Annotated in this window: 15 protein-coding genes; 7 read left to right on the forward strand and 8 right to left on the reverse strand. The window is 72.2% G+C overall.

Annotated elements, in window-relative coordinates:
* The first annotated feature begins 38 nt into the window (after positions 1–38).
* Positions 39–1,370: an ABC1 kinase family protein gene (locus tag F1734_RS17795; protein WP_010594687.1), complete on the forward strand. Its 1,332-nt coding sequence runs from the start codon at positions 39–41 to the stop codon at positions 1,368–1,370.
* A 16-nt stretch (positions 1,371–1,386) separates the two neighbouring features.
* On the opposite strand, the gene F1734_RS17800 is transcribed toward F1734_RS17795, so the two are convergent.
* Entirely contained in the window at positions 1,387–1,665 is a 279-nt protein-coding gene (locus tag F1734_RS17800) for a WhiB family transcriptional regulator (protein ID WP_010594688.1), read from the reverse strand.
* A 385-nt stretch (positions 1,666–2,050) separates the two neighbouring features.
* Positions 2,051–4,183: an ATP-dependent DNA helicase UvrD2 gene (locus F1734_RS17805; protein ID WP_225222608.1), complete on the reverse strand. Its 2,133-nt coding sequence runs from the start codon at positions 4,181–4,183 to the stop codon at positions 2,051–2,053.
* 114 nt (positions 4,184–4,297) lie between these two features.
* Here F1734_RS17805 and F1734_RS17810 point away from each other — a divergent pair, with 114 nt between their 5' ends.
* Complete coding sequence (locus tag F1734_RS17810; RefSeq protein ID WP_026137488.1) at positions 4,298–4,552, forward strand: mycoredoxin; 255 nt, start codon at positions 4,298–4,300, stop codon at positions 4,550–4,552.
* A gap of 36 nt (positions 4,553–4,588) precedes the next feature.
* On the opposite strand, the gene F1734_RS17815 is transcribed toward F1734_RS17810, so the two are convergent.
* Complete coding sequence (locus tag F1734_RS17815) at positions 4,589–5,434, reverse strand: SDR family NAD(P)-dependent oxidoreductase (RefSeq protein ID WP_203010855.1); 846 nt, start codon at positions 5,432–5,434, stop codon at positions 4,589–4,591.
* A 105-nt stretch (positions 5,435–5,539) separates the two neighbouring features.
* On the opposite strand from F1734_RS17815, the gene F1734_RS17820 reads away from it, so the two are divergent.
* On the forward strand, positions 5,540–6,151 hold the full coding sequence (locus tag F1734_RS17820) for a TetR/AcrR family transcriptional regulator (protein WP_017679543.1): 612 nt from the start codon (positions 5,540–5,542) through the stop codon (positions 6,149–6,151).
* Positions 6,152–6,156: 5 nt separating this feature from the next.
* Here the strand turns inward: F1734_RS17820 and nudC are convergent, their stop codons facing one another.
* Positions 6,157–7,059: an NAD(+) diphosphatase gene (gene nudC, locus F1734_RS17825; protein WP_017679544.1), complete on the reverse strand. Its 903-nt coding sequence runs from the start codon at positions 7,057–7,059 to the stop codon at positions 6,157–6,159.
* Between the two features lie 26 nt (positions 7,060–7,085).
* A complete protein-coding gene (locus F1734_RS17830) occupies positions 7,086–8,153 on the reverse strand; it encodes a potassium channel family protein (protein WP_010594695.1) in 1,068 nt (355 codons plus the stop codon).
* Between the two features lie 103 nt (positions 8,154–8,256).
* Between F1734_RS17830 and F1734_RS17835 the strand changes: the two genes are divergently transcribed.
* Complete coding sequence (locus F1734_RS17835; protein WP_017679546.1) at positions 8,257–8,649, forward strand: DoxX family protein; 393 nt, start codon at positions 8,257–8,259, stop codon at positions 8,647–8,649.
* Here F1734_RS17835 and F1734_RS17840 read toward each other — a convergent pair.
* The 3 genes from F1734_RS17840 to F1734_RS17850 all read right to left on the reverse strand — a co-directional run bounded on the left by F1734_RS17840 (position 8,596) and on the right by F1734_RS17850 (position 15,923).
* Positions 8,596–12,024: an ATP-dependent helicase gene (locus tag F1734_RS17840; protein ID WP_237210791.1), complete on the reverse strand. Its 3,429-nt coding sequence runs from the start codon at positions 12,022–12,024 to the stop codon at positions 8,596–8,598. The genes F1734_RS17835 and F1734_RS17840 overlap by 54 nt on opposite strands.
* Positions 12,021–15,347 (reverse strand): ATP-dependent helicase, encoded by a 3,327-nt coding sequence (locus tag F1734_RS17845; RefSeq protein WP_102031287.1) that lies wholly within the window; start codon positions 15,345–15,347, stop codon positions 12,021–12,023. The genes F1734_RS17840 and F1734_RS17845 overlap by 4 nt, the downstream gene beginning before the upstream one ends.
* Before the next feature lie 165 nt (positions 15,348–15,512).
* Positions 15,513–15,923, reverse strand: a complete 411-nt coding sequence (locus F1734_RS17850; RefSeq protein WP_048770758.1) for a PaaI family thioesterase — start codon at positions 15,921–15,923, stop codon at positions 15,513–15,515.
* A gap of 52 nt (positions 15,924–15,975) precedes the next feature.
* Here F1734_RS17850 and F1734_RS17855 point away from each other — a divergent pair, with 52 nt between their 5' ends.
* The 3 genes from F1734_RS17855 to F1734_RS17865 are packed head-to-tail and all read left to right on the forward strand — an operon-like array spanning position 15,976 to position 17,597.
* The gene (locus F1734_RS17855; protein WP_167522752.1) at positions 15,976–16,527 is read left to right on the forward strand and encodes a winged helix-turn-helix transcriptional regulator; all 552 of its coding nucleotides are present in this window, start codon (positions 15,976–15,978) and stop codon (positions 16,525–16,527) included.
* Positions 16,524–17,300 (forward strand): alpha/beta fold hydrolase, encoded by a 777-nt coding sequence (locus F1734_RS17860; protein WP_010594704.1) that lies wholly within the window; start codon positions 16,524–16,526, stop codon positions 17,298–17,300. The genes F1734_RS17855 and F1734_RS17860 overlap by 4 nt, the downstream gene beginning before the upstream one ends.
* On the forward strand, positions 17,301–17,597 hold the full coding sequence (locus F1734_RS17865; protein ID WP_010594705.1) for an MGMT family protein: 297 nt from the start codon (positions 17,301–17,303) through the stop codon (positions 17,595–17,597). It abuts the gene before it with no gap.
* Positions 17,598–17,803 lie beyond the last annotated feature (206 nt).

Below are 17,803 nucleotides of genomic sequence, written 5' to 3' on the forward strand. Positions count from 1 at the left end.
GACCCACGGCGCCCCGCGCCGGGGGGACGGCGTCAGGCATGATGGTGGGCGTGGCCGAAATCCCCCGGAGAAGCAGTTCCCGCACCGCCAAGCTCGCCAGCATCCCCCTCGGGATCGCAGGTCGTGCCGCGGTGGGGTTCGGCCGGCGTCTGGCCGGCGGGGACCGCGAGGAGATCGACGCCGAGCTCGCGGCGAAGGCTGCCGAACAGCTGTTCACGGTGCTCGGTGAGCTCAAGGGCGGAGCCATGAAGGTCGGCCAGGCGCTGAGCGTGATGGAAGCCGCGGTGCCGGAGGAGTTCGCCGAACCGTACCGGGAGGCGCTGACGAAGCTGCAGTCGGCTGCTCCGCCGCTGCCGGCCAAGACGGTCCACCGTGTCCTCGATCAGCAGCTCGGTGCCGGCTGGCGGGAACGGTTCGCCTCGTTCGACGACGTTCCCACCGCGTCGGCGAGCATCGGCCAGGTCCACCGGGCGACGTGGGCGGACGGCCGCGAGGTCGCGGTGAAGGTCCAGTACCCGGGCGCCGACGAGGCGCTGCGCGCCGATCTGCGGACCCTGTCCCGGTTCGCGGGTCTGTTCGCGACGGTGATGCCGGGCACCGACGTGCGCGCGGTGCTCGACGAGCTGACCGCGCGCACCGAGGAGGAGCTCGACTACCGGATCGAGGCCGACAATCAGCGGGCCTTCGCCAAAGTGTTCGGCGACGATCCCCGGTTCGTCGTGCCGCGGGTGGTCGCCAGTTCCCCGAAGGTCTTCGTCACCGAATGGCTCACGGCGACACCGCTGTCCACGATCATCGCGGAGGGTACCCGCGAGCAGCGCAACCGGGCGGGGGCGCTGCTCGCCGAGTTCCACTTCGCCTCCCCGGCACAGGTGGGCCTGCTGCACTGCGACCCCCATCCGGGCAATTTCATGTTGCTCGACGACGGCCGGCTCGGCGTCATCGACTTCGGGGCCACGGCCGCGATGCCGAACGGGTTGCCCCCGGTGCTGGGCCGGATGGTGCGGCTGGCCCTCGAGGAACGTTTCGACGAGCTGACCACACTGCTCTACGAGAACCGGTTCGTCCTGCCGGGCAGGGAGGTCACCGAGCAGGAGATCGCGGACTACCTGCGCCCGTTCACCGACCCGATCCACACGGAGTCCTTCCACTTCACCCGGGCGTGGCTGCAGAAGGCGGCGGGCACCGCCACCGACTTCTCCGGATCCAACTTCCGGACCGCGCGGGCTCTGAACCTGCCGCCGGAGTACGCGAACATCGTCCGCGTACTCCTCGGCTCGGTCGGCATCTGCGCTCAGCTGGACGCGCACGCGCCGTACATGCGGATCCTGTCGGAGTGGCTGCCGGGCTTCACCGACCCGGTGGACTGACGTCCCGGCAGCCCGGTCAGGCGCACACCAGTTCCTTGCGGGGACGCCCCCGCGGGCGCTTGCGGGCGACGACGGCGCCCCGTTCGAAGATCTCGCCGCCCCACACACCCCACGGCTCGGCCCGGTCGAGTGCCGCGGCGAGGCAGTGGGCTCGAATCGGGCACCGGCCGCACAGCGCCTTGGCCCGCTCCAACTCGGTCGGTGATTCGGCGAACCACAGGTCCGGATCGTCGCCGCGGCAGGGCAACTCGCGCACACGCGTCGTTCGGTCGACGTCGAGCGTTGCGGTTTGCACGATGGATGTCTCCTCTGTCTGGTTTCGGATGCGATGAGCGAACCGGGCAGAAGACGAAGAAGGCCACGGTCCGCTGGGCGGTGTCCGTGGCCGGAAGGCGAATCGAAGATTACCGGGGCTGACCTCGGTGGCTTCGGGACACGGACGAAAGGGCGGCTGCTCGCACGCGGGCGACGCGCGGAGTGCACGCACCGGCGGCGACGGGGGCGCCGGCGACGGGGACGGCGACCACCACTGCAGCTGCATCGAAGCCGAGCATCGGGGCCACCTCCTGACGTCGTCCGCGCACGGGCCTTTCCCGTGACATCGACCTCCAGCCTAGAAACTCGGCCGTCGATCGCACAACCCATTTTCTACCTGCGGTTTTGCCGCATCCGCGGAGCCGCTAGAGATCGAGGGTGTCGGAGGCGCGTTCACCACGCACGACAGCGAGCACGTCCGCTCCGAACTGCTCGAGCTTCTTCGCCCCGATACCGGGGATGGCGACGAGGGCGCGGTCGTCGCCCGGCTGCTGCTCGGCGATGGCGATGAGCGTGTTGTCGCTGAACACCACGTAGGCGGGGACCTTCATCTCCTTGGACCGTTCCCGGCGCCAGTCCTTCAATGCCACCAGCAGCGATTCGTCCAGGTTCGACGGGCAACCCTCGCAGCGTCCGAGCATGGTCGCGGACGATCCCATGAGGGGCTTGCCGCACACGCGGCACTGCGGCCGCTTACGCTTCGGCGACGGGGGAGCCGCAATCCGTGACGCCGGCGAATCGTCGGGGATCAGACCGTGCAGGAACCGTGATCGCCGCCGCGACCGGCGACCGCCCTCGGTGCGCGAAAGCGCCCACGACAGGTGCAGGTGCACGCGCGCGCGGGTGACGCCGACATACAGCAGCCGGCGCTCCTCCTCGATGCCTGCCTCGTCGGGCGGTGTCGAACTGTCACCGACGACGTGCACGATGGGCAGGGTCCCGTCGGTGAGACCGACGAGGAAGACCGCGTCCCATTCCAGGCCCTTGGCCGCGTGCAGCGACGCGAGTGTCACGCCCTGCACCGTCGGAGGGTGCCGTGCCTCCGCCCGCGCCGCGAGGTCGCGCAACAGTCCGTCGAGATCGAGGTCGGGCTCGTGCCCGAGGAGTTCCTCGGTGAGCTGCACGAGCGCCCGCAGCGATTCCCAGCGTTCGCGGGCCTGCGCACCGGCAGGTTCGGTCTCGCTCAGCCCGAGCGGGGCGAGCACCGCTCGCACCAGCGTGACCAGGGCGGCGCCGCGATCGGCGCCCTCGGGCAGGTCGTCTCGGGCCTGCGCCTGCCGCAGCGCCCCGACCGCTTGCCGCACCTCCGCCCGGGTGAAGAAGCCCTCGCCGCCGCGGACCTGGTACGGGATACCGGCTTCGGTGAACGCGTGTTCGTAGGCCTCCGACTGCGCGTTGATGCGGTAGAGCACGGCGATCTCGGCGGCCGGTACCCCCGAACCCAGCAGCTTGGCGATCGCCTTGGCGACGGCCTGCGCCTCGGCGGGCTCGTCGTCGTATTCGGCGAACGCCGGCTCCGGTCCGGGCGGGCGCTGGCCGACGAGCTGGAGCCGGGTCCCGGCGATGCGGCCGCGCGCCGCGCCGATGACCTGGTTGGCGAGGGCCACGACCTGCGGGGTGGACCGGTAGTCACGTTCGAGCCGGACCACCGTCGCGTCCGGGAACCGGCGGGAGAAGTCGAGCAGGTACTGCGGGGTGGCACCGGTGAACGAGTAGATCGTCTGGTTCGCGTCGCCGACGACGGTGAGGTCGTCGCGGTCGCCGAGCCACGCGTCGAGCACCCGCTGCTGCAGGGGCGTGACGTCCTGGTACTCGTCGACGACGAAACAGCGGTAGCGGTCGCGGAACTCCTCGGCGACGGCGCTGTGCTCCTCGAGCGCGGCGGCCGTGTGCAGCAGCAGGTCGTCGAAGTCGAGGTAGATGCCGTCGTCGCGCACCTTGAGCGACTCGTAGCCGGCGTAGACGGCAGCGACCCGCGCGGCGTCGGCGGGGGGCTCACGCCGGGCGCGGGCCACCACGGCCGGATAGTCCTCCGGCGCGACGAGCGATCCTTTCGCCCACTCGATCTCCGAGAGCAGGTCGCGCACGGTGTCCGTGTCGGTGGCGAACCCGGCCCGGTGCGCGGCCTGGGAGACGACCGCGAACTTGCGGTCGAGCAGCTGCCACGGCGTGTCGCCGACCACCTGCGGCCAGAAGTAACGCAGCTGCCGCAGCGCGGCGGCATGGAAGGTGCGCGCCTGCACCTGCGGACCCGTACCGCCCACGCCGAGTTCGCGCAGGCGGCCGCGCATCTCTCCGGCGGCGCGCGCGGTGAACGTGACAGCGAGGACCTGGCCCGCCGCGACGTGTCCGTGGGACACCAGGTGCGCGATGCGGCGGGTGATGGTCCGGGTCTTTCCGGTACCTGCGCCGGCGAGGACACACACCGGGCCCCGCGGCGCGAGGACCGCCGCGGCCTGCTGGGGATCGAGTCCCTCCACCGATGTCTCTGCGCGCATGGGCTCCATCATGGCAGGACGGGGTGACAGGCATCCGGCCCACACCGACTGTGGCGGAGAACACATTTGACCGCAGGACGGAACAGCGGACAGACGGTGGTTGTTGTGCGCACCGTGACTACGACCGACGCTCCCGCCCTGACGCTCTACACCACCGACTGGTGCGGCTACTGCCGTCGCCTCAAGCGCCAGCTCGACGAGCACGGCATCGGCTACGCCGAGATCGACATCGAAGCCGACCCGTCGGCCGCCGAGTTCGTCGGCAGCGTCAACAACGGAAACCACGTCGTTCCCACCGTGCAGTTCGCCGACGGCAGCACCGCGACCAATCCCCCGCTGTCCGCGGTCAAGCAGGCGCTCGGCCTCTAGCGGACGGCACCGCATCCGCCGGGGGCACCGAGGACCTCAGGTGGTGTATCCCGGCGGGGCCGGCACGGCATGTTCGGCCGCCCGGCTGACCTTCTCCCATGCCGCCCAGTCCCGGATGCGGTCCTGCGCGAGTCCGACCGCGGCGTCGTAGACGACGCTGCCGAGGATCAACCGTCTCGGTGGATCGTCGCTGTCCACGACTGCCCGGACCGCAGCCGCGGCGAGCGCCGGCTCGCTGTCGACGCCGTCGGCGTCCGACGTCGCCGCCAGCTCGGCGCGCAGCGCCGCATAGTCGTCGAGCGGCGCAGTGGCGGGCATGTCCTTGTACAGGTCCGTCCAGTATCCGCCGGGTTCGACGATCGTCACGGCGACCCCGAAGTGTACGGCCTCCGCAGCGACCGCCTCGCTCAGTCCCTCCAGTGCGAACTTGCTCGCGCTGTACAACCCGGTGGTGGGAAATGCCGCGATCCCCGCAACACTGGAGATCTGCAGCAGCCGGCCCGGTGGACGTCGGCGCAGCGCCGGCAACACCGCCTGCGTGACCCACAGCGCTCCGAAGAAGTTGGTCTCCATCTGGGCGCGTGCCTGCTCCTCTGTGAACTCCTCGACGAAGCCGGTCCACATCGTCCCGGCGTTGTTGACGACGACATCGAGGCGACCGAAGTGGTCGACGACCCGCTCGACCGCCGCGAACACCGCCGACCGGTCGGTCACGTCGACGTCGACGGTGAGTACCCGCTCGTCGTCCCGGTACTCGGGCGCTGCGGTCGCGGTGCGGGCGAGGGCGGCCACCCGGTCTCCCGCGGCGAGCGCCTCCCGGGTGAACGCTCGGCCCAGCCCGCGGCTCGCCCCCGTGACCAGCCATATCCGCTGCTCGACCATGTCGGCACCTCCTCGAATACTAGACGAGACGGATCGTCTCGCCGTGCCAGTATGGGACCACCGCCCCTCTCAGTCAAGACGGTCCGTCTCGTCTCGGTTTGGCCTATGCTGTGTTCCATGCCTCCGAGAATCACCCGCCGCAGCGACGCCGCCCGGACAGCGATCCTGACCGCCGCGGTGGAGTTGGTCGGTGAGGTGGGCTACGGCAAGTCGAGCATCGAGGCGATCGCTGCCCGAGCCGGCGTCGGGAAACAAACCATCTACCGGTGGTGGCCGTCGAAGGGATCGGTGCTGCTCGACGCCTACCTCGACGCAAACGTGGGCGGCGAACCGGAGGACCCGCAGGGCCTACCGAACACGGGCGATCTCGTCGCCGACATCAAGGCGGTGCTGCGCGCCACCGTCGACGAACTGAACGATCCCCGGTTCGAACGGCCGTTGCGCGCGCTGACCGTCGCCGTCCTCGAGGACGAGTCCCTGGCCGCCGAATACTCCCGTCGCCTCGACGAGCCGACGCGGCGGTTGAAGAAGGAGCGGCTGTGCGCGGCGCAGCGACAGGGTCAGCTGTCCCCCGAAGTGGATCTCGACGCCGTCGTCGACACCCTCTTCGCCCCCGTCGCCCAGCGCTGGCTGCTGCGCTCCGGTCCGCTGACCTACGAGTACACCGATCACCTCGTCGAGACCGTGCTCACCGGTCTGCTGTGGCCCCGGTCCTGACCGGTTCAGCTCCCCCGGACCCAGCCCTCCAGCATGCCCCGAGCGATCGAGATCGATCCGGGCAGCAACAACGGCGCGTCGGCCGGGGAGGCCCAGTCTCCGAGCGCCAGCGCGGCCCGCACCTCGTCGCGGGTGAACCAGCGGGCCTCGGCGATCTCGCCGTCGAGGAAGGCCAGCGGACGGTCCGGATCGGCGACGGCCGAGAACCCGATCATCACCGAGCGCGGGAACGGCCACGGCTGGCTACCGAGATATCGCACTTCGCGCACGTCGACGCCGACCTCCTCGCGGATCTCCCGCACGACGCAGGACTCGAGCGACTCCCCCGCCTCGACGAACCCGGCGAGCACGGAGAACCGTCGCTCCGGCCACACCGGCTGTCGCGCCAGCAGGACCCGGTCCGCGCCGTCGTGCACGAGACAGATGATCGCCGGGTCGGTCCGCGGGAACTCCTCGTGACCGGTGCTGGTACTGATCCTCGACCAGCCGGACAGGGTCGGCTCGGTCGGCGCTCCGTCCAGCGAACTGAAACCCGCGCTGTCGTGCCAATTGAGCAGGGCCACCGCGGTCACCATCAGACCCGCGTCGGCGTCGTCGAGCCGCTCCCCCACCCGGCGCAGATCGGCGACCGTTCCGGTCTGCGCGAGCACCCGGATCGCCCACACGTGCCGGTCGCCGCGCACACCGAGGAACACCGCGCCCGGAACCGGCTCGGGTCCCAGCTCCACCGCCGCGGCGAACACCAGTGCGTCGCCGTCCACCGGCACCTGCCCGTGACGATCGACCCGTAGCAGAAGGGCCTGCGACCAACCGTCGTGCAGGGCCGCGGCGTCGCCCCGCAGCTCCTCGGCGCGGTCGACGACCGCGCGGGAGAGCAGGGGGGTGTCGGACAGCTGGAAACGGCTCACGCCTGCACCCTAGCGGCGGCGCGGGCTCAGCCCGACACCCGCCGGATGTAGAGCAGCTTGTCGTCCGCCTCCACGGCGTCGACCTCGGGGGACCCCACGCGCAGCAGGCGACCGTCGCGCACGACGCCGAGCACGATGTCGGACAGGTGCCGGGGCGAGCCGCCCACTTCGTTCGGCTCGACGTCCCGTTCGGCGATCGCGAATCCCGCCTCCGGGGTGAGCAGATCCTCGATCATCTCCACGACGCTCGGGGTCGTGGTGGCGATGCCGAGCAACCGGCCCGCGGTCTCCGACGAGATGACCACCGAGTCCGCGCCGGATTGACGCAGCAGATGCGTGTTCTCCGATTCGCGGATGGCCGCGACGATCTTTGCCCTCGGAGCGATCTCGCGCGCGCTGAGCGTGACGAGCACCGCGGTGTCGTCCCGGTTGGCGGCGACGATGATCGCTGCTGCGTGCTGAACCCCGGCCAGGCGCAGCACATCCGATTTCGTCGCCGAACCCTGCACGGTCACCAGGCCCTGTCCCGCGGCGGTTTCGAGCACCACCGGATCCGTGTCGACGACGACGATCTCCGAGGGCGGAACCCCGTCGCCCAGCATCGCATCCACCGCGGTGCGGCCCTTGGTGCCGTATCCGACGACGACGGTGTGATTACGCACGCGGCGCCTCCAACGCTGAATCTTGAACGCCTGGCGCGAACTCTCGGTCAGCGCCGAGAGCGTCGTACCGACCAGGACGATGAGGAAGAAAATCCGGAGCGGCGTGACGACCAGGACATTGATCAGTCTCGCCTCGGGGGTGAACGGGGTGATGTCGCCGTACCCGGTGGTCGACAGCGAGACGGTTGCATAGTAGATGCAGTCCAGCAGCGACAGCGGGTCACCCTGGGCGTCGCGATAGCCGTCCCGGTCCAGGTAGACCACCAGCACGGCGAACATCAATGCCGCCACCGCATATCCGACGCGACGGGTGATGGCCCGGCTCGGACTCGTCTGCAACTGCGGCACCCGCAGGATGCCCACCAGCGCGAAGTCCGGGCGCTCGGTGAGCACGTCGGAACGGCTGAAGCGGCCGCGTAACCTACCCGGCATGGCGGCACTCCCGCAGTATTCTCTGCTCCGGCGACACGGTCACCGACGTTCTCGTTGCTGACATCGGCTCGCAGCCTACGCGTCGGCCGCTAGTGTGGCGCGCATGTCCACCCACCCGTCCCAGCGCGCGGCGCTGCGGCTGTCCGCGCTCCTCCTCGGCGCGGGCGCGGCGCATTTCGCCTCCCCTCACCCCTTCGACCGGATCGTGCCGACGGCGCTGCCGGGCTCGCCACGCACGTACACGTACGCATCCGGGATCGCCGAGCTGACCGTGGGGACGGCACTTGCGATTCCGCGGACCCGCCGGCTCGGCGGGACGTTGGCCGCGGCGCTGCTGATCGCGGTGTTCCCGGCCAACGTGCAGATGGCCGTGACGTGGCTGCGGAGTGAGCGGCTCTCCCCGGCCGCGAAGGCGGTCGCGGTGGCCCGGCTGCCCCTGCAACTACCCCTGATCTCCCAGGCGCTCACGGCCCGGCGCAACGCCCCGCGCCGCTGACGCCGGTCGCTCTCGTTCGCCGGCCGACGGACGGTCCGCGCCGGCACTGCGCACCAGCCGGTCCAGCCGTTCGGCTCCGGGCAGGTCCTCGGGTGCGATGGTCCGTCCCGTGCGCACGTAGTGGAAGGCGGCCCGGACCTTGCCGAGCGGCGGCTCGGCCGGCCGGCCGGTCGCGCGGAACGTGCGGGCTGCCATCAGCTGCGCCCAGGCCAGGCGGTACGCGGCCAGCTGCATCGCCACCGCCTCGAGCCGGTCCTCGTCGGGCTCGGCACCGGTCTTCCAGTCGATGACCGTCCAGCCGCCGTCCGGATCCTCGAACACCGCGTCGATCCGGCCGCGGATCACCACCCCGGCCAGCGAGGTCTCGAACGGGACCTCCACCTCCACCGGGTTGCGCTGGGCCCACTGCGACCGCAGGAATGCCTCCTGGAGCCGGTCGAGTTCGGTTTCGTCGCCGCCGGCGTCGTCCGCGCCGGGCAGCTCGTCGAGATCGAGCAGCCGTGTGGCGCCGTACCGGCGTTCGAGCCAGGCATGGAAAGCCGTGCCGCGCCGCGCGAGCGGGTTCGGCCGGAACGGCAAGGGGCGGCGCAGTCGCGCGGCCAGCGCGGCCGGGTCCGCAGCCAGATCCACCAACTGGCTGACCGACATCTGCGCGGGCAACGTCACCTCGGCACGCTGCTCGGCACGACGGGCCCGTTCGGCGAGGAGCGCGTCGACGTCCGCGGCCCAGTCGTCGGGGTCGTCGTCCGGGTTCGCCGGAGGCGCGGGTTCGGGCTCCTCGAGTGCCGCGAGGACCAGGGCCGCGCCCTGCTCGACGAAGGGGCGCCGGAGCCCGAGGGGATCGCGGGGCCACACGGCCGTGTGCGGATCCGCGGTCATCGGGTTCTCGGTGCCGGCCTCCGGCGCCGGGGCCCAGATCTCGACGCGACCGAGTCCGGGTCGCTCCGCCACCAGCTCGTGCAGTTCGGACAGGAACGGGGACGGTCCCTTCGGCTCCGTTCCGGACTCGGCCCAGTGATGGCCGGAGACGAACAGGGCTCGTTCCGTGCGGGTGAGCGCGACGTAGAACAGACGCCGGTCCTCGTCCATCTTCCGGTGCTTGAGGGCGTCCTTGTGCGTGTCGATGCGGTCCTCGAGCGACTTGCGGTCGTAGACGTCCTCGAGATCGAGGACGGGGACACCTTCGCTGTTCTCGTCCGGCAGTGCCCGGTCGCCACGTAGCGACGGCGGCAGTTCCCCGAGGGCGCCGAGCCAGGTGCTGCCCGCCGTCGACGAGGGGAACACCCCCGCCGTCAGGTGCGGAACCGCCACCACCTCCCATTCGAGGCCCTTGGCCGAGTGCACGGTGAGCACCTGCACCCGCTCGGTGGCGACCTGCACCTCGCCCGGGGCGAGTCCGCCCTCGATCTCCTCCGCCGCGGAGAGATAGGCGAGCAGGCCGGTCAACGTCGCCGAACCGCGGCTCGCGTACCCGGCGACCACGTCGGCGAAGGCGTCGAGGTTCTCCCGGCCGACTCCGCCGTCGCTGCCGGCCCTGGCCTGCGCCTCGATGCCGATGCCCAGGACCCGTTCCACCTCCGCGACGAGTTCCGTCAGCGGCTGGCCCAGCCGCTCCCGCAGGGACGCCAGTTCCTTGCCGAGCGCGACGATGCGCGCGTACCCGAACTCCGAATAGCGGTGCGGTGGACCGGGATCGGAGAGTGCGTCGGCGATCCCCGCCTGCTCGGACTGCTCGCCCGGCAGGGCGCTGTCGAGCGCCTCGGCCAGGGCGGCCGAGTCGGTGACCGAGCCGCCGACGCCGAACCGGCCCCCGATGGCGAGTTCACCGGCCCGTCGCCAGAGCGCCTGCAGGTCGGCGGCGCCGAGCTGCCAGCGGGCCCCGGTCAACACCCGCACGGCCGCGCTGCCAGCCGTCGGGTCCGCGGCCAGCCGCAGCATGGCGATCACGTCCGCGACCTCGGGGGTGTGCAACAGGCCGCCGAGACCGACGACTTCGACGGGCAGCCCGCGGGCGCGCAGTGCCTCGGCGATCGGTGCGGCGTCGGCGTTGCGGCGCACCAGCACCGCCGCGGTGGGCGGCGGCGCCTCGGACTCCCGGGCGGCCGCGTACTCGGCGGCGATCCGCTCCGCCACCCATTCCCGTTCGGCCTCGACGTCGGTGTGCAGGGCGAGCCGGACGTCACCGGTGACCGGCTCGGGCTTGGCGCGCAGCATGCTCACCTGGACACCCTTGTGCCGCAACGGCTCCGACGCCGAGTTCGCCAGCTCCAGGGCCTCGGGGGGGTTGCGCCAGCTGGTGAGCAGCTCGAGCCGCGGTGCGGGGCTGCCGTCCGCCAGCGGAAAGTCCGTCGAGAACCGGGGCAGATTCGCCGCGGACGCGCCACGCCATCCGTAGATCGACTGCATCGGGTCGCCCACCGCGGTCACGGCGGGCATGGGGTCCTCGGTCCTGCCGGACGGCGAACCGCCGAACAGCGACGACAGCAGGACGCGCTGGGCGTGGCCGGTGTCCTGGTACTCGTCGAGCAGCACCACGCGGAACCGGGCCCGCTCGGCACGGCCCACCTCCGGGTGGTCGCGCGCCATCCGGGCCGCGAGCGACATCTGGCTGCCGAAGTCCAGCGCGCCCTCGCGGCGCAGCGTCTGCGCCAACCGCTCGACCAGGGGCAGCAGTTCGATCCGCGACTGCTGCACGTCGAGAATGTTCAGCAGGGTCTTCGCCGGGCCCCCACGTTGCTTGGGGCCCGCGGGCAGCGTGTGCACGAGTTTGTCCAGCTCGGTGTGCGCGACGCGCAGGTCGTCCGGCTCGACGAGGTGCTCGGCGAGCTGTCCCGCCAGCGCCAGCACGCACTCGGTGACCGACGCGGGATTGCGGTCGGTGTCGAGGTCGCCGTCCCAGGCGCTGACCACGCGATACGCGAGTTGCCACAGTTCGGTCTCGGACAGCAGCGTCGCCGACGGTTCGATGGGCAACAGCAGCCCGTGCTCACCGAGCAGTCGCCCGGCGTACGAGTGATAGGTGCCCACCTCCGGCTCCCCGGCGAGAATGCGGGCCCGTAGCCCGCCGGTGGGGTCGAGGTCGCGCACCAGCGGCGAACCGGCGAGCTTCGCGAGCCGCCGGCGGATCCGGGTGGTGAGCTGCTGGGCGGCCTTGCGCGTGAATGTCAGGCCCAGCACCTGTTCCGGGTCGACGAAACCGTTCGCGACGAGCCAGACGACCCGCGCCGCCATCGTCTCGGTCTTGCCGGCCCCGGCGCCGGCGACGACGAGCGTGGGCCGCAGCGGCGCCTCGATCACCGCGGCCTGCTCGTCGGTCGGCGGGAACTGCCCGAGCGCGGCTGCCAACTCGGCCGCGGTCACCGTCGGTGGTGTCACTGTCCCGTCACCTGCCTGCCCTCGTCGTGCGCCGGGCAGCTCGACAGGACCGGGCAGTGCCGGCACCCGTCGTTGACCCGGGCCAGGAACTGCGGTCCCCGGGTGGCCGCGGCTGCTTCGTGGATCACGTCACGCCAACGGTCGAGCGTCTCGGCGTCCAGCGGAGGCTGCACCCGCTGGGTGGCGCCCTCCTTGTTGTGAGGTTTGGCGACGAACACCAACCGTGCCCCGCCGGGTTCGGCGGCGGGCTGCCCGTCGATCGCGCCGGCCGCGGCGGCGACCTGGTAGGCCGCCAGCTGCGCGTGCTCCTGCGCCGCTTCCTTGGTGACGGGATGGCGCGCGGTCTTGACGTCGATGATCACCGGCCGCCCCTCGGGGTCCCGCTCGAGCCGGTCGATCCGGCCACGCAACCGCACCCGCGGCTCGTCGTCGGTCCGGGGTTCGAGGATGCCGTCGACGGCGATCTCGACACCGACCTCGGTGAGCTCGCCACGGGTACCGCGCAGCCACGCCGAGAACGTGTCCAGCATGGCGCGGGTGCGCTCGAGCTCGCGACGGGCGTACCACTGCGAGCCGAGATCGACCGAGTCCCAAGCCCGTTCGAGCGCCCGCTCCACCTGGTCCGGCGGGATCCGTCCGGCGAGCGCCTGGACCAGCGTGTGCACCAGGCTCCCCGCGACAGCGTGGGTGTTGTCGCCGTCGGAGCCACCGTGCCGCTCGAACATCCACCGCAGCGGGCACGTGGTGAGCTGTTCGACCGTCGACGGCGACAGCGGCACCGCGTCGGCCCCGGGGTCCCACAGTTCCTGCTGCGTGCTGGGTTCGGCGGTGCCGTACCACTGGTCCGGATGTGCGCCGCGCACCCGGGCCCGGGCGAGCCGCGCGAGCTGTGCCGCTGCCCGGCGTTGCCGCTGAGGGTCGTCGCGGGCCACCACGGGATCGCACACGACGCTGCGCAGCTCGGCGACGAGGGTGGGCAGCGCGAGCACGCGGGTGCGGATCTCCTCCGGCAGTACCGAGACGTCCTCCCCCGGCTCGTCGACCTCGTCGTCCGAGGCCGCGCCCACCAACTCGTCGACGAACCGGGACCGCACCATGTCGGTGTCGCCGCCGACCGATTCCACGGCGGTGACGAGGAGGGTGCGCCGCGCGCGACTGCACGCGACGAGGAACAGGCGGCGCTCGTCGGCCAGCAGCGGGGCGGTGCGGGAGAGCCGCGTCGTGCCGTCGCCACCGTCGTCGGCCCCGGAGACCGCGTCGATCAGCGTCTCGATCCCGAGCAGGGTGCCGCGGGCCCGCAGGCTCGGCCAAAGGCCCTCCTGCACGCCTGCGACCGCCACGACGTCCCACTCGCGGCCGGCCGCCGAGTGCGCACTGACGACGGTCACCGCCTCTGCCTGCGCGACGAGGCGGGCGCGGACGGAACCCGGGATCTCCTGCTCGGTGAGGTAGTCGACGAATCCGGCGAGCTGGGCGCGCGGCAGCCGGTCGACGTAGTCGGCGGCGGCGTCGAACAGCGCCACGATGCCGTCGAGGTCGCGATCCGCCTGCGCGCCGACGGGTCCACCGCGTTCGGATGCCGCGGACCACTTGCGTTCGAGGCCGGTGGCCTGCCACGCCTCCCACAGCACGTCCTCGATCCCGCCGCCGCGGCGCGCGGCCTCCCGTGCCTTGCGCAGCACGGACTGCGCCTTCTTCAGCGGCGCCGCCTCGACGTCGGTGAGGCCGTGCACGAGCCGTTCGGCGTCCTCGCTCTCGTCGTCGACGAGCAGCAGCCGCAGCAGTTCGGCCGAGTCACGGTCGCCCCCGGCGGCGAGTTCGACCCGGCGCAGGCCCCGGCGCAGGCGGCGCAGCGCGACCGGTTCGGCTCCGCCGACGGGACCGGACAGCAGGGCGAGCGCCTCCTCACCACCGAACGGCAGCCCGGACAGCGCCCGCAGCACGAGCAGCAGTCCGGCGACCCCGTGCTGGCGGGCCAGCGGAAGCTCGGATGCAGCTGTGGTCACCGGCACCCCGGCGGCCAGCAGGGCCCGCCGCAGCGGAGCGAGCGAACGCGGCACCGACCGCACCACGACGGCCATGCGGGACCACGGCACCCCGTCGACGAGGTGGGCGCGGCGCAGCGTGTCTGCGACGAGCGCGGCCTCCTTCGCCGGCGTCGGCAGCACCCGGACCCGCACGGTTCCCGGATCGTCCGAGGGGACGGCGGGTGCGCCGCGGTGCGGCGGGAGACCGGAGAGCCGCCGGGTGATCCGGCCGACGAGTTCTGCCACCTCCGGGGCGGCGCGATGGTTGGTTCCGAGCACCACGCGGCGGCTCGGGTCGTCGTCGGCGAGCGAGGCGAGAAAGGCCGGGTCGGCACCGCGGAAGGTGAAGACCGCCTGGTCCGGGTCACCGGCGATGGTGGTGGTGCGGGTGCCGAGGCCGACGACGCGCACCAACTGCGCGGCCTGCGGATCGAGATGTTGCGCGTCGTCGACGAGCAGGTGCCGGATCCGGGAGCGTTCCCGCGCGAGCAGGTCCGGATCGGTGACGAATGCGGCGAGGGCGGCACCGACGAGTTCGGCGGCGTCGAGGGCGGGCGCGGTGGCCTCGGGGGCCTCCATGCCCACGGCACCGCGCAGCAGCATGATCTGCTCGTACCGGGCGGCGAACTCGCCGACGGCGACCCATTCCGGTCGCGATCGCTGCTGCCCGAGCTCGATCAGGTCCTCCGGGCCGAGACCGCGTTCGTTGGCGCGCAGCATCAGGTCCCGCAGCTCCACTGCGAAACCGGTCATGCCGAGCGCGGGCCGCAGCCGCTCGGGCCACATTCCTGCGCCGTCGTCGAGATCTCCGCGCAACAACTCGCGCAGGACGGCGTCCTGCTCGGCTCCGGTGATCAGGCGCGGCGGCGGGTTGCCGTGTGTGGACGCCTGCAGCCGCAGCACCGCGAACGCGTACGAGTGGACGGTGCGCACCAGTGGCTCCCGCGTGGCGCGGGGACCGCCGCCAGCCACCCCCGCGCGGAGCAACCCGGCGGTGATCGCCTCGCGGACCTCGGTGGCGGCGCGTCGCGAATGGGTGAGCACCAGCACCGATTCCGGGTCGGCGCCGGCGACGATCCGGGCGACGGCCAGGTCCACGAGCAGCGCCGTCTTTCCCGTCCCGGGACCGCCCAGCACCTGCCACGGCCGCCACTGCGGCAGGGGCGGCGAGTCCGCGAACAGCCGCTGCACGTCCTCGGGCCATCGGCGCTGCGGGGGTGCCTCGTCCGGCCTCGGCACCAGACGCACCTCGACCTGCTGCGGCCGGGCGTCGGGGCGAAGGTCGGCGTCGGTCATGCGGCCATTCCAGCAGACGGGTCCGACACGCCGCGAGCGGCGAAGACGGCACCGCCGCGAGCGGCGAAGACGGCACCGCCGCGAGCGGCGAAGACGGCACCGCCGCGAGCGGTGAATCCAGCACAACCGCGAGCGGCGACCATGAAACCGACCGCGAGCGGCGAGTCAGCCGGGCAGAGGAACGTTCTGCAGCCGGACCTGACCGCGCGCCAGGGTCCTGCCGCTCTCGCTGCCGGTGACGGTGACGAGCCACAGCTGCTGGACGCGGCCCTGCTGAAGTGGTTCGGCGACGACGTCGACGCGCTCACCCGTGCTCGAGCGCAGGAAGTCGGTGCTGTTGTGGACCCCGACCGCGAACTGGCCGCGGTCCTGGACAGCGGCGCTGGCTCCGACGCTGGCCGCGGATTCGACGGCGGTGGTGTAGACACCGCCGTGCACGACGCCCCACGGGGTGTGATGGTCCCGCCCCAGATCGATGTGCCCGGTGACCCGGGTGCCGGAGACCTCGTCGAGCACGAGGCCCGCGGCCTGCAGGAAGGCGCTGTCGCTGGGGAGATCGGTACCGGTGGTGTCCATGGCGCCACGCTAACTTCTGAAATTGCAGTGAGCAAGGGGCTAGCCTCGGGGCATGCGCTGGTTGGAGACGGACACGACGAACTGTTCCGTGCAGCGGACATTGGACGTGATCGGCGAGAAGTGGACCCTGCTCGTCCTGCGGGAGGCGTTCAACGGCGTGCGCCGGTTCGACGACATGCGGCGGCACATCGGGATGTCCGAGCCGATCCTGGCCGACCGCCTGCGCAAACTGGTGGCGGCGGGAATCCTGCGCCCGGTGCCGTACCGGGAGGCCGGACACCGCACCCGCAACGAGTACCGGCTCACCGACAAGGGCATGGACCTCTTCCCCGTCCTGGTCGCACTTCTCCAGTGGGGCGACCGCTACTGCGCCGACGAGGACGGACCCCCCGTGGTGGTTCGTGACCGGGTGAGCGGCCGCCCCGTCGCCGCGGTGGTCGTTCCCGCCGGCACGGCCGGTCTGACCGCCCGCGAGACCGAATCCACCCCCGGTCCGGGAGCCCGGCCCGTCCCTGCCGATCGGCCGACACGGCCGCACCGGTCCCGTGCGAGCGCATCGGCTGCCCCTGGAGCCGGCCGCGGCCCTGACACAATCGACGGGTGAACGAACTGCACACCCACCTGTTCGGTCCCGTCGACGGTCCGCAGCTGCTCGCCCTGCACGGCCTCACCGGTCACGGCCGGCGCTGGGAGCACCTCGCGTCGCAGCACCTCCCCCATGCACGGGTGCTCGCGCCGGACCTGCGCGGACACGGCCGCTCCCCGTGGACGCCGCCGTGGAACTTCGAGACACACGTACGGGACCTGCTCACCGTCCTCGACGCCCACGCCTCGGGTCCGGTGCTGGTGGTCGGCCATTCGTTCGGCGGTGCCCTGGCCGTGCATCTGGCCGCGGCTGCGCCCGAGCGGGTGCGCGGTCTGGTGCTGCTGGATCCGGCGATCGGGCTGCCGCCGGAACGCATGCTCGAGATCGCGGAGCTGACGGTGCAGCACCCCGACTACACGGACGCGGCCGAGGCCCGTGCCGACAAGACGAACGGTTCCTGGGGTGAGGTCGATCCCGCGCTGCTCGACGCCGAACTCGCCGAGCACCTGGTCACCCTCGATTCCGGCCGGGTCAACTGGCGGCTGTGCGTTCCCGCGCTCGTGGCGTCGTGGAGCGAGCTGGCACGCGAGTTCGTCCTGCCCCCGGCCCACCTGCCCACGATCGTCGCGCGGGCCGCGAAGGTGCAGCCGCCGTACGTCACCGACGAGTTCCGGGCCGCCCTCGCCGACCGGCTCGGCACGAACCTCACGACACTCGACCTCGACTGCGACCACATGATCGAACAGGCACGACCGCAGGAGACGGCGGCCCTCGTCCGGAAGCTGCTGTAGGTGCCGGCGACGAGCGAGGCCGACGTCGAACGCGTCCGGGAACTGGTCGCGGCGGTCCCCGAAGGCCGCGTGACCACCTACGGCGACGTCGCGGCGGCGGCCGGACTGTCCAGCCCGCGCACCGTGGGCTGGATCATGCGGACCGACAGCGCGGACCTGCCGTGGCACCGGGTGGTCCCGGCCTCCGGGAGGCCCGCCGCGCACCTGGCCCACCGGCAGCTCGCCAGGCTGGGCCGGGAGGGAGTGCCGATCCGCGACGGCCGGGTCGATCTCGCGGCGGCGCGACACCGGTTCTGAACCGGCTCACACCTGGTGCCGCTGCACGCGGCTCCAGGACGGCCGCGCCGAGCCCGGCCGGCACGTCGACCGCGGCGAGTAGGTCCGCGACCGCTTGGGTGAACGGCCGGCGCTGATGGTCGTCGAACGCACGACCGGCGCCGAATCGGGTGCCCGGCGGCAGGACGAGTCCTGCCGTTCCGCCGCGGCGACGAGACGGGTGGAGC

Source organism: Rhodococcus ruber (assembly GCF_016804345.1).
Classification (GTDB): Bacteria; Actinomycetota; Actinomycetes; order Mycobacteriales; family Mycobacteriaceae; genus Rhodococcus; species Rhodococcus ruber.